Consider the following 12,011-nt stretch of genomic DNA (forward strand, 5'->3'; position numbering starts at 1 on the left):
GGGGCTCCAGCATGCCTGTGGCGAAATATGATGGTTCTTGACGTCAAGAACAAGACCGTAACGGGCTGCAACGCTTGGTGAATCGCCGGAAGCCGGTTTTCTTGGGCTTCCACCTCGCACATTACCAAGATTTAACCGGACCAGCGGGATTCGGCCGGGATTTCCCACCTCAAAACTCAGAGGTCGCGCAGCACGGGCGCCGCCTTGTGACCGAGCACCCGCCAGGTGCCGGCAAGGCCCATGCCGACGGTGATCACCAGCGCAAACACCAAGGTCGCCACCGCCACCTCCGGCATGAAATGCGACGGCAGCGTCATGATTCGGGTGACGATGTACCAGGCCGCGATGCCGCCGGCGGCAAGCGCGAACACTGCGGTGGCCAGCCCGATCAGCATGTACTCCAGCGAAAATGCCGTGATCAGCGTCCGCCGCGTTGCGCCCAGCGTCTTCAGCACCACAGCATCGTGGATGCGGGCGCGATTTCCCGCGGCGAGCGCACCGGCCAGCACCAGAACCGAGGCGATCAGAGCCACACCGGCCGCGACCCGGATCGCCGTGCCGAGCTGGCCGACCAGCCGGTTGACGATATCGAGCGCGTCCTTGACCCGGACCGTCGTCACCGCCGGGAAGGCACGGGTGACGGCGTTGAGCAGGCGGGCATCATCTGCTGTCGTGGCATCCTTGTTGGTCAGCGTCGCCAGCCAGCCATGCGGAGCGCCTGCAAATGTGTTGGGCGAGAACACCATGACGAAATTGATGCCCATGGTCTCCCATTGCACCTCCCGGAAATTGGTGATTCTTGCCGTCACATTGCGTCCGAGCACATTGACGGTGACGGTGTCGCCGAGTTTCAGCCCGAGCGCCTTGCCTTCATCGTTGGAAAACGACACCAGCGGCTCGCCGGTATAGTTGTCCGGCCACCAACTGCCCTCGGTCAGCGTCGCGTTGGACGGCTGTTTGGCGTCATAGGTCAGGCCGCGGTCGCCGCGCAGCACCCAGGCGCCTTCCGGCGGCACATTGGCCTTGTCGACATCGACGCCGTTCAGCGCCATCACCCGGCCGCGCAGCATCGGCACCTTGACCAGCGTTCCCTTCGGCGCCTCCTTGCCGACCAAAGTGGAGAAAGCGTCTACGTCGCTGTTCTGGATGTCGAGGAAGAAGAAGTTCGGCGCCCGCTCCGGCAGGCTGCCGGAGATTTGTTGCCGCAGATTCCCGTCGATGAGCGCCAGCGTTACCAAAAGCGTCAGCCCGAGCCCCAGCGACAGCACGACGGAAGGCGTCAGCGCGCCGGGCCGGTGGATGTTGCCGATGGCGAGCCTGAGCGCAACCGAGCGCACGCGCGGGCTTTTGCGCGCCACCCATTGCACCAGCGCGCCGACGAGGCGCAGCACCAGAAAGGCAAAGATCGTGGCGCCAACGAAGATCGAGGCGATGCGCTGGTCGCCGGAAAACAGGATAGCGAGTGCGGCCAGGGCAAGCGCAATGCCGACCGCCGCCGCCAGATAGGGCAGGCGCGGAAAGCCGCGGCCTTCAAACCCCATTTCGCGAAACAAGGCGGTTGCCGGCACGTCTCGGGCGCGGCCGAGCGGCAGCAGCGCGAAAGCCAGCGTCACCAGCAGTCCGAACAGCGCCGCCATAGCCAGCGCGCCGGGATAGAAACCACCTTCCGCCGGCACCGGAATGACCGATTGCAGTGCGGCACTTGCCACGAACGGCATGGCGGCGCCGAGAATGAGGCCGAGCACGATGCCGAGGCCTGCGATGATCAGGATCTGCACGAGATAGACGGTGAAGACGAAGCCGCCCGAGGCGCCGAGGCTCTTGAAGGTGGCGATGACGCCGCGCTTGCCGTCGAGATAGGCGCGCACGGCGTTGGCGACGCCGACGCCGCCGACCACCAGCGCCGTCAGCCCGACCAGCGTCAGGAATTGCGAGAAGCGCTCGATGTTGGAGGACAGCGCCGGTGCGGCGTTGGAACGGGTACGGATCGACCAGCCGGCTTCGGGGAAATCGCTCGCCGCCTGATCCTGGATGCTTTTGAGATCGGCCTCGCTGGCGCCGGCCGGCAGCCGCACCTTGTAGGCATTTTCGACCAGGCTTCCCGGCTGGATCAGGCCGGACGCGGCAAGGCCTTGCGTCGAGGCCATCAGCCGCGGCGCGAAGCCGAAGCCGTCCGACACCGCGTCCGGTTCGCTGGCCAGCCTGGCGCGCAGTTCGAATGTCGCACTGCCGACCTTCAGCCGATCGCCGAGCTTCACCTTGAGCCGGTCGAACAACAGGTCGGGTGCCACTGCGCCAAAGACGCCGGATTTTTCGTCGAACAAATCCCGTCTCGAAAGTGCCGGCTCGGTCTCCAGCCTGCCATAGAGCGGATAGGCGTCGTCGACCGCCTTGGCCTCGACCAGCGCCTGGTCGGAGCCGTCCTCGAGCCGCGCCATCGAGCGCATATTGGCGCTGTGCGATACCGTGCCGAGACGGACGAGGAAGGCGTTTTCGGCCGGCGTCGCGTCGCGCTGGTTGATCTGGAAACGCAGATCGCCACCGAGCAGCGTCTGACCCTGATCCGCGACCCCGGCGGTGATCGCCTGCGCCACTGAATTGACGCCACCGATCGCCGCGACGCCGAGCGCGATGCAAGCAAGAAAAATCAGAAATCCGGACAGCCCGCCACGCATCTCGCGCAGGGAAAAGCGGAACGCCAGCTTCAGCGTCTGGGACAGCGGCATCAGGCCGGCACCCTGAGCGGCGCGACCGGCGCATCCTCGATGCGGCCCGAGCGCATCGACACCTGGCGCGAGCAGCGCGCCGCAAGAGCCGGATCGTGGGTGACCAGCACCAGCGTCATGCCGCGCTCGGCCGCCTTGGCGAACAGAAGGTCGGCGACCTGCCGCCCAGTCGCCTGGTCGAGATTGCCGGTCGGCTCATCGGCAATGAGAATGCGCGGCGCCGGCGCCAGAGCGCGAGCGATCGCCACGCGCTGCTGTTCACCGCCGGAGAGTTCGCCGGGATAATGGGTGACACGGTCGCTCAAGCCGACGGCCGCCAGCTCCCGCGCCGCGACGCCGAACGGATCGGCATGGCCGGCCAGTTCCAGCGGCACCGCGACATTTTCAAGCGCCGTCATGTTGGGAATGAGGTGGAAGGACTGGAAAACGATGCCAATGTTTCGGCCTCGAAACGATGCGATCTGGTCCTCGCTTTTTCCGTTCAGCGATTCGCCGGCGATGCGCACCGTGCCCGAATCGACCCGCTCCAGCCCGGCCAGCACCATCAGCAAGGTCGACTTGCCGGACCCTGAGGGACCGACAATGCCGGTCGCTTCGCCGCGCGTCACGTCGAGGCTGACGCCCTTCAGCACATGGACAGATGACGCACCATGGCCAAGGGTCAGGGATATGTCTTTCAGCTCGATGACGGCTTCTGTCACAATTAAAGCGTCCTATATGGGGATGAAGGCTCTGCCTGCCGGAAGCCGTCGCCGGAAGAATTCTTGGTCATATGGGGCCTGCCGCATGTCTTTCAAACACTCGATTGCCGCAGGGCTCATCCTTTTCCTTACCCTTTGCGGCGCCATTTCGTCGGCACGCGCCGAGACATTCACCATCGTCGGCTTCGGCGACAGCCTGATGGCGGGTTTCGGTCTCGGGCCCGGCGAAGGCTTTACCGACAAATTGCAGGCTGCCCTTCGCGCCAAGGGCCATGACGTGAGCGTCGCCAACGCCGGCGTGTCCGGCGACACGACGAGCGGCGGCCTGTCGCGGCTCGACTGGTCGGTGCCAGACGGCACAAAGCTGGTCATTCTCGAACTTGGCGCCAACGACATGCTGCGCGGCGTCTCGCCCAATATCGCCGAAAAGAACCTGGACGAGATGCTGGCGAAGCTCAAAGCGCGCAAGATCGCCGTGCTTTTGGCCGGCATGCGCGCCGCGCCCAATCTCGGCGCCGACTACCAGACCGCCTTCGATGCGATCTATCCGAAGCTGGCCGCGAAATACGATGTGCCGCTTTATCCGTTCTTTCTCGACGGCGTCGCCGGCGAGAGCGGGTTCCAGCTCGAGGACCGCCTGCACCCCAATGCCAAGGGCGTGGACCGCATGGTCGAGCGCATCCTGCCCACGGTGGAGAAGGCGATTGCAGCCGTCGAGGGCGGAGCCTGAAACGGGATATTCACTCCTGGCGCAGCCTTCCGTTAGGGAAACATTTGGGAAAGCCTGCGACCAACAAACCACTTGCCCCGCTTTAATATCGATGATTCGGTAGGGCATAGTTCGATTCGAGGAAGGGAGGCTCACCATGCCGCGTCTTTTCACCGCCCTCGAAATACCGCGTGACGCCGCTCTTTCTCTGTCCCTGCTCAGGGGCGGGCTGCCGGGGGCGCGCTGGATCGACGTTGAAAACTACCACATGACGCTACGCTTCATCGGCGATGTCGAAGGCCATATCGCTGACGAGATCGCCAACGCGCTCGACCGGGTTCACCGCCCCTCCTTCTCGCTGACATTGTCTGGGGTCGGCGCTTTCGGCCAGAAAAAGCCGCATGCCGTCTGGGCCGGCGTTTTCGCCTCACCCGATCTCTCGGCCCTGCAAGGCGAAATCGACCGCATCTGCCAGCGGCTCGGCCTGCCGGCAGACCCACGCAAGTTCACGCCGCATGTGACGCTGGCGCGTCTGCGCAATTCGAGCCCGCTGGACGTCGCGCAGTACTTGTCGGCGCGCGGCAATTTCTCGACGCTGCCGTTCCGCGTCGGCCGCTTCGTGCTGATGTCGTCGCGCGATTCGGTCGGCGGCGGACCCTACATCGTCGAGGAAGCCTGGCCGCTCTCCGGCGCCGATGCGCGCTCTTCGAGCAGCTTTGCCAGCGCTTCCGACGCTTCACGGATCATGCGGTAGACCGAAGCGAAGGCTTCCGCCCCGTCGTAATAGGGATCCGGCACGTCGCGGGCCTGTCCCTGCGCGAACTCCGCCAGCAGATGGATGCGCTCGCTTGCGTGAGCCGGCGCCAGCGCCTTCAGGTCGCGGACATTCTGCCGGTCCATGCCGAGGATCAGGTCGAAGCGGGCAAAATCCTCTGGCCTGACTTTGCGTGCCCGCTGCCCGGAAATGTCTATGCCGTGGCGGGCCGCAATTGCGATCGAGCGCGGGTCGGGCGCCTCGCCGAGGTTCCAGCCGCCGGTCGCAGCCGAGTCCAGCAGCATGTCGCGGCCGCGCTCGGCGAGCACGGCGCGAAACACGCCTTCCGCGAGTGGCGAGCGGCAGATATTGCCGAGGCAAACGAAGAGTATGGAGTTTATCGGCTTTATGCTCATCGGTATGCGCCGTTTTTGCATTTGGAAGCTCAAAAGCGCAAAGCACGCTTGGACGACTTGCATTATGGTCAGGGTCAAATCCGGGATAGCACGGGAAATCATGATGAATAGAGAAAAACTCAGCAAGGACGCCATTACAGCTGCACTGGCCGAACTGGGCGGCTGGTCGCTGGCGGCGGACGGCGCTTCCATCAAACGCAGCTTCGTCTTCAAGAATTTTTCCGAAGCCTTCGCCTTCATGACCCGCGTCGCTCTGGCCGCCGAGAAGATGGACCATCATCCCGACTGGTCGAACGTCTACAAGACGGTCGACGTGACGCTGAACACGCACGATGCCGGCGGCGTCACCGCACTGGACATTGCGCTGGCCAAGAAGATGAATGGGTACTTCAGCGGCTGACCGTCCGGCGTGCAACGCGCCTGTGCCGGCAAATCGGCGTCATCCTCTTGTAGCGGACCGGCACTTTCACCACATTTTCTGCTGGCAGCCGCGCGCAACATGGTGCGTGACGGCCCGCAGAGGAGACATTGATGGCGCAGCAACCGGGTTTTGATTTCTTCGGCTTCGGCAGCAAGCTGGGCGATGAGAGCGAAGTGCGCGCCAAATTCTGGCGCACGGCCAAGAAGGCAGCCCGGCAGATTCCGTTCATGGAAGAGGTAGTCGCCGCCTATTACTGCGCCCTCGACAAGAAGACGCCTTTGCGCGCCAAGGGCATATTGCTGGCAGCGCTCGGCTATTTCGTGCTGCCGGTCGACGTCATTCCGGATTTCGTCTTCGGCCTCGGCTTCACTGACGACATCGCCGTTCTGACGGCCGCGATCACCACCGTCAGCGCCTATATCACCCCTGCCCACCGCAAGGCTGCCAGGGAGGCGATTGCCGACAAGGGCTGAATTGGCCCTCCTATTGGCAACTGGTTCACAAGAAATCCGGCGCTCAAACAGGACAATAGCGGCTCGGCTTCGGCCGCTGCGGCCGTTGAAAAAGTCAAACTCTTGCCGCTTTCGTGGCCTCCAAGTCGCCGAAGGGACATTGCGAAAGCCGTTTTTCAAGAAGCGGCGCGGAAATGGCGGCGGTTTCCTCGGGTGGACGTCCTTTTCCGGAAGGAAATTCACCGTTTGGTAACCCAGATTAAATCAAAATGAAGCGACGGGCAGGACGCCAAGCCGGCCTGCCCCCGCACCATTTGGAATACGGGAAAAACGATGCGCGGATTGATTGCACTAGTCTCGAGCCTGGTCCTGGTGGCCTTTGCAGCGCCGGCGCTGGCGCAGCAGGCGACCAAGATCGGCCAGCACAACGCCTGGGGCACCTACAGCTATCAGGCGCAGGGCGGCAAGGTGTGCTACGTCTTGACCGTGCCGACCGACAAGCAGCCGCCGACGCTCGACCATGGCGACATGTTCTTCTTCGTCAGCCAGCGGCCGGGCCAGCAAGTGTCCTACGAACCGCAATTCATCGCCGGCTACACCTTCCAGGAAGGCTCGAAGGCCACCGTCACCATCGACAAGAAGTCGTTCTCGATGTTCACCCGCGGCAAGTCGGCCTGGGTGGAGAACGCCGCCGAAGAGCCGGTGCTGATCGCCGCCATGAAGACCGGCACCGACATGAAGGTGTCGGCAAAGTCGGGCCGCGGCAACACGACAACCTATGTGTTTTCGCTGAAAGGCATTTCGGCCGCGCTGTCGTCGATCGCCAAGTGTAATTAGGCGGGGCAGCGGCGCGTACAACGCTCCGCATGACTCTCACCGCAACCTGTGCTATGCGGCGCGCTTCTTTTCGGCACGATGGATGAAATCGGCCGCAATTCGCTTATATTGGCGCTGATATGACCCTTTCCTTCGATCTCACCACTGAGGGCGCACGCGATGCGTTGCGCGCCCGCGCTGCATCGGCTGAAAAGCCGTCGCTGATCGGCCTGACCCGCGCAGAGCTCGCAGAAGCCCTTGTCGGTGCCGGTATCGTGCCCGAGCGCCAGGCGAAAATGCGCGCCCAGCAGCTGTGGCACTGGATGTATGTGCGCGGCGTCTCCGACTTTGCCGGCATGTTCAACATCTCCAAGGATCTGCGCGCCGAACTCGACAAGCATTTCACCGTCGCCCGGCCCGAGATCGTCGAGGAACAGGTTTCCTCCGACGGCACGCGCAAGTGGCTGTTCCGCTTTCCACCGCGCGGCGCCGGCCGTCCCGTCGAGATCGAGACCGTCTACATCCCCGAGGAGGGCCGCGGCACGCTGTGCATCTCCTCGCAGGTTGGCTGCACGCTGACTTGCTCCTTCTGCCACACCGGCACGCAGAAACTGGTCCGCAATCTGACTGCGGAAGAGATCCTTGCCCAGTTGCTCACCGCCCGCGACCGGCTCGGCGATTTCCCCGACCGCGACACGCCCGACGGCGCCATCGTGCCGGCCGAGGGCCGCAAGGTCTCCAACATCGTCATGATGGGCATGGGCGAGCCGCTGTACAATTTCGAGGCGGTGAAGAAGGCGCTGCTGATCGCCTCCGACGGCGACGGCCTGTCGCTGTCCAAGCGCCGCATCACGCTGTCGACCTCCGGCGTCGTGCCCGAAATCCTGCGCACCGGCGAGGAAATCGGCGTCATGCTGGCGATCTCGCTGCACGCCACCAATGACGATCTGCGCGACCTGCTTGTGCCGATCAACAAGAAGTATCCGTTGAAGGAACTGATTGCCGCCTGCCGCGCCTATCCGGGCCTGTCCAACGCCAAGCGCATCACCTTCGAATATGTGATGCTGAAGGACGTCAACGATTCCATCGAAGACGCCAAGGGTCTGATCAAGCTGCTCAAGGGCATTCCGGCCAAGATCAATCTCATCCCGTTCAACCCATGGCCGGGCACTAACTACCAGTGCTCGGACTGGGAGACGATCGAGAAGTTTGCCGACTACATCAACAATGCCGGCTACGCCTCGCCAATCCGCACCCCGCGCGGCCGCGACATCCTGGCCGCCTGCGGCCAGCTCAAGTCGGACTCCGAACGCATGCGCAAGGTCGACCGGCTGGCGCTGGAAGCCATGATGATCGCGGGGCACGGCGAGGCGTGAGTCGCCTCATCGCATACCTCGTCCGCTTCGCCGTCATCCTGTTCGGCTATATCGTCGCCTCGCTGGCGGCGAGCGCCTTTCTCAACGTCCTGTTCCTGGCCTCGCTCGGGTACGCGCCGGAACATGCCCACCCGACCGCAACCGCTTCGCTGTATTTCTCGATCCCCTTCGTGGCGCTGTTCGTCGCCTATTTCGCCTTCATGCCGGCAGCCATCGTCATCCTGATCTCGGAGATACTCAGCCGCCGCGACTGGCTGTTCTATGCGCTTGCGGGCGGCATCGTGGCCGCTGCCTTTCTCGGCTTCGTCCACCAGAATGCCGATATCAATTTCGACGTCACCGAGCCGCGCGCCATCGCCGCCGTGATCGGTTGCGGCATGGTCGGCGGCATCTTCTACTGGTTAAGCGCCGGCCGCTGGGCCGGAAGCTGGTGGCAGGTGCCTACTTCGCCTGAGCGGTCAGAATCTTGAGCGCGAAGGCCGAAAACACCCCGGCAAAGAGATAGTCGACCACCCGCGTCACCCGCGGGCTGGCCTTCATCGCTGCCGAGAACTTTTCCGCGGCAAACACCATCGGCGCCGTCACCGGGATCGACAGCACGATGAACATGACGCCAAGGAAGAACAATTGTCCCGGCGCGTTCGGATCATGCGCCGAGACGAACTGCGGCAGAAACGTCATGAAGAACAGGATGATCTTCGGGTTGAGCAGATTGACGCCGAGCCCGGCGGCCCAGCTGCGGAACAGCGAAATCTGCGGCCCGCTCTTCCTCTCGGGCGAAAATGCCGAGCCCTTCGTGAGCGCCTGCCAGGCCAGGAAGACGAGATAGGCTGCACCAAAAATCTTCAGCACGAGGAAGGCCATTGGCGAGGCGACGATCAGCGCCGAGATGCCGACAGCCACCAAAGTTGTGTGGATCAGCGTACCGCACAGCGCTCCGGCCAGCGAGGCAAAGCCGGCGGAGCGCCCCTGGCTCAGCGTGCGCGAGACGAAAAGGGTCATGTCCGGACCGGGCGTGATCGCCAGGATCATGGTGGCGATGGCGAACTGGATCAGCGTCGTGGTGTCGGGAATGAAGGACATGGTCGCCCCTGCGCGCGAAAGGATGCGCAGCCCTATAGCGCAGGCGTCGGAGCCCTTCCAGCCGCTGACGGGTGCATCATCTGGTCCAGCGATCAGCGTTCGTCCCTTGCGCTGGCCGGAAAGCCCGTGATACCTCGCCCGCGAAGAACCCTTGTCGCGGAACCGCCAACAATGTCGAAGACCAAAGACGTCAAGAAGGTCGTGCTCGCCTATTCCGGCGGCCTCGACACCTCCATCATCCTGAAATGGCTGCAGACCGAACTCGGCGCAGAAGTCGTCACCTTCACCGCCGATCTCGGCCAGGGCGGCGAACTGGAGCCGGCGCGCAAGAAGGCCGAGATGATGGGCATCAAGGATATCCGCGTCGTCGACGTGCGCGAGGAATTCGTCTCCGACTTCGTCTTCCCGATGTTTCGCGCCAACGCCGTCTATGAAGGCACCTACCTGCTCGGTACCTCGATCGCCAGGCCGCTGATCTCCAAGCATCTGGTCGAGATCGCCAGGGAGACCGGGGCCGACGCGATTGCGCATGGTGCCACCGGCAAGGGCAACGACCAGGTCCGTTTCGAGCTTTCGGCCTATGCGCTGAACCCCGACATCAAGGTCATCGCGCCCTGGCGCGACTGGTCGTTCAAGTCGCGCACCGACCTGATCAACTTCGCCGAGCAGCACCAGATCCCGGTGGCGAAGGACAAGCGCGGCGAGGCTCCGTTCTCGGTCGACGCCAACCTCCTGCACTCGTCCTCCGAGGGTAAGGTGCTGGAAGACCCGTGGAGCGAGCCACCGGAATTCGTCCACCAGCGCACGGTCTCGCCGATGGACGCGCCGGACAAGGTCACCGAGATCGAGATCGAGTTCCTCAAGGGCGACCCGATCGCGCTCAACGGCAAGAAACTGTCGCCGGCCGCGATGCTGACGGCGCTCAACGATCTCGGCCGCGACAATGGCATCGGCCGGCTCGATCTGGTCGAGAACCGCTTCGTCGGCATGAAGTCGCGCGGCGTCTACGAAACGCCCGGCGGCACGATCCTGATCGTGGCCCACCGCGCCATCGAATCGATAACGCTCGACCGCGGTGCCGGCCACCTCAAGGACGAGTTCATGCCCCGCTATGCCGAGTTGATCTACAACGGCTTCTGGTTCTCGCCCGAGCGGCTGATGCTGCAGGCGATGATCGACAAGAGTCAGGAAGACGTCGAAGGTACGGTGCGGCTGAAGCTCTACAAGGGCAACGTCATGGTCACCGGCCGCAAGTCGAAGAAGACGCTCTATTCCGACGCGCTGGTCACCTTCGAGGACGACCGCGGCGCCTACGACCAGAAGGATGCCGCAGGCTTCATCCGCCTCAATGCGCTCAGGCTGCGCACGCTGGCGGCGAGGAACCGGCGTTGAGGCCGCCAATCTCCCCCCTTGCGGGGGAGATGCCCGGCAGGGCAGAGGGGGTGTGAAGGATCGCCAGCATCTCGCGATTTGCTGCGCGGGTTCGGCCAAGGTTGGATGGACAGTTTGCTGGATAGGCTGGAGGGGCAGCACCCCCCTCTGTCCTGCCGGACATCTCCCCCGCAAGGGGGGAGATCAACCGTCACCTCGGCCTCGCTAATCTCCGCAAGCATCCACAAGAAAGCCCGGCGCATGGCCGGACCTCCCCATCGAATAGAGATTTCTGTCAGTTGCCGTCGATCGCGTCGGCGATCTGGGCGATGGCCTGCTGGTAGACGCTGGCCGAATTCCAGCCGGCAATTGCGCCCATATTCGAGCTCGCACTGGCACCCGCTCGCCAGCCATGGCCCTTGAGGAAGTTGGCGGTGGAAGCCAGAGCCGTCGCCTTGTCGCGCAGATTTGCGTTGCCGACGCCATACTTCAGGACATTGCCCGGCAGGAACTGCGTGTGGCCGATCTCGCCATGCGCGGCCCCGACCGACGATGCGCTCAGCGCGCCGCGATCGACCAGCTTAAGCGCCGCAATGGCATGCGGGTAGAAGAACCCCGGACGGCGGCAATCATAGGCAAGCGTCAAAATGGCAGAGACGGTGTTCTGGTTGCCCATGGCGGACCCGAAGCCGGTCTCCATGCCCCAGATGGCGAGCAGCACGCCCGGCGACACGCCGTAATTGCTCTCGATCCTCTCGAACATGGCGGCGTTCTGCTTCTTCAGCGAACGGCCCCTGGAAATGATCGACGCCCCGCCACGGCGCTTCATGAAAGCGTCCACCGAGCCGCTGAACGCCTTGTGGATCGCGCGGTCGACGGAGATCGTCTTTGTCGCGTAGCTGGCGCCGGCCAGAGCGGCCAGGCCCTTGGGGCCAACACCTTCGGACTTGGCCTCTGCCGCGAACTCCGGCTTCCACGCCTCGAAACCGGCGCCGGTCTTGCCGCAACTGGCCGCCGCCTGCGCGCCCGTCGCCAGCGCAAGCATCGCCCCCACCGTGGCAGCAAAAATCTTTCCCTTGGCAAACAATGCCATGTTTCTCTCCTGATTGCCTGAATCACGTCCCGGTTGTGAACTTGCCAGTGAAACGCGCCATTGTCACCGTACCCAGGCGCTACGCTGGCCAAT

The 12,011-nt window shown here is 63.7% G+C and carries 13 protein-coding genes; 8 read left to right on the forward strand and 5 right to left on the reverse strand.

Annotated features, from left to right (window positions below; all coding sequences use genetic code 11):
* Positions 1-176: 176 nt before the first annotated feature.
* Positions 177-2,726 (reverse strand): ABC transporter permease, encoded by a 2,550-nt coding sequence (locus ACWGTO_RS15000; protein ID WP_454575599.1) that lies wholly within the window; start codon positions 2,724-2,726, stop codon positions 177-179.
* A complete protein-coding gene (locus tag ACWGTO_RS15005; protein WP_454575600.1) occupies positions 2,726-3,427 on the reverse strand; it encodes an ABC transporter ATP-binding protein in 702 nt (233 codons plus the stop codon). Before ACWGTO_RS15005 ends, ACWGTO_RS15000 begins: the two co-directional genes overlap by 1 nt.
* A gap of 85 nt (positions 3,428-3,512) precedes the next feature.
* Between ACWGTO_RS15005 and ACWGTO_RS15010 the strand changes: the two genes are divergently transcribed.
* Positions 3,513-4,157, forward strand: a complete 645-nt coding sequence (locus ACWGTO_RS15010) for an arylesterase (RefSeq protein WP_454575601.1) — start codon at positions 3,513-3,515, stop codon at positions 4,155-4,157.
* A 136-nt stretch (positions 4,158-4,293) separates the two neighbouring features.
* The gene (thpR, locus tag ACWGTO_RS15015) at positions 4,294-4,890 is read left to right on the forward strand and encodes an RNA 2',3'-cyclic phosphodiesterase (RefSeq protein ID WP_454575602.1); all 597 of its coding nucleotides are present in this window, start codon (positions 4,294-4,296) and stop codon (positions 4,888-4,890) included.
* On the opposite strand, the gene ACWGTO_RS15020 is transcribed toward thpR, so the two are convergent.
* Complete coding sequence (locus ACWGTO_RS15020) at positions 4,794-5,306, reverse strand: low molecular weight protein-tyrosine-phosphatase (RefSeq protein ID WP_454575603.1); 513 nt, start codon at positions 5,304-5,306, stop codon at positions 4,794-4,796. The genes thpR and ACWGTO_RS15020 overlap by 97 nt on opposite strands.
* Positions 5,307-5,409: 103 nt before the next feature.
* On the opposite strand from ACWGTO_RS15020, the gene ACWGTO_RS15025 reads away from it, so the two are divergent.
* The 5 genes from ACWGTO_RS15025 to ACWGTO_RS15045 all read left to right on the forward strand — a co-directional run bounded on the left by ACWGTO_RS15025 (position 5,410) and on the right by ACWGTO_RS15045 (position 8,841).
* Entirely contained in the window at positions 5,410-5,706 is a 297-nt protein-coding gene (locus tag ACWGTO_RS15025) for a 4a-hydroxytetrahydrobiopterin dehydratase (RefSeq protein ID WP_454575604.1), read from the forward strand.
* Positions 5,707-5,837: 131 nt separating this feature from the next.
* On the forward strand, positions 5,838-6,200 hold the full coding sequence (locus ACWGTO_RS15030; protein WP_454575605.1) for a YkvA family protein: 363 nt from the start codon (positions 5,838-5,840) through the stop codon (positions 6,198-6,200).
* Positions 6,201-6,512: 312 nt separating this feature from the next.
* A complete protein-coding gene (locus ACWGTO_RS15035) occupies positions 6,513-7,016 on the forward strand; it encodes an invasion associated locus B family protein (protein WP_454575606.1) in 504 nt (167 codons plus the stop codon).
* Positions 7,017-7,135: 119 nt separating this feature from the next.
* Positions 7,136-8,371 (forward strand): 23S rRNA (adenine(2503)-C(2))-methyltransferase RlmN, encoded by a 1,236-nt coding sequence (gene rlmN, locus ACWGTO_RS15040; protein WP_454575607.1) that lies wholly within the window; start codon positions 7,136-7,138, stop codon positions 8,369-8,371.
* Entirely contained in the window at positions 8,368-8,841 is a 474-nt protein-coding gene (locus ACWGTO_RS15045) for a hypothetical protein (protein ID WP_454575608.1), read from the forward strand. Before rlmN ends, ACWGTO_RS15045 begins: the two co-directional genes overlap by 4 nt.
* Here the strand turns inward: ACWGTO_RS15045 and ACWGTO_RS15050 are convergent.
* On the reverse strand, positions 8,813-9,454 hold the full coding sequence (locus ACWGTO_RS15050; protein WP_454575609.1) for a LysE family translocator: 642 nt from the start codon (positions 9,452-9,454) through the stop codon (positions 8,813-8,815). The two genes, ACWGTO_RS15045 and ACWGTO_RS15050, sit on opposite strands and share 29 nt — an antisense overlap.
* Before the next feature lie 171 nt (positions 9,455-9,625).
* Here ACWGTO_RS15050 and ACWGTO_RS15055 point away from each other — a divergent pair, with 171 nt between their 5' ends.
* Positions 9,626-10,846, forward strand: a complete 1,221-nt coding sequence (locus tag ACWGTO_RS15055; RefSeq protein WP_454575610.1) for an argininosuccinate synthase — start codon at positions 9,626-9,628, stop codon at positions 10,844-10,846.
* Positions 10,847-11,120: 274 nt separating this feature from the next.
* Here ACWGTO_RS15055 and ACWGTO_RS15060 read toward each other — a convergent pair whose 3' ends face one another.
* A complete protein-coding gene (locus ACWGTO_RS15060) occupies positions 11,121-11,918 on the reverse strand; it encodes a lytic murein transglycosylase (RefSeq protein WP_454575611.1) in 798 nt (265 codons plus the stop codon).
* Between the last annotated feature and the right edge of the window lie 93 nt (positions 11,919-12,011).

Source organism: Mesorhizobium sp. PL10 (assembly GCF_053714315.1).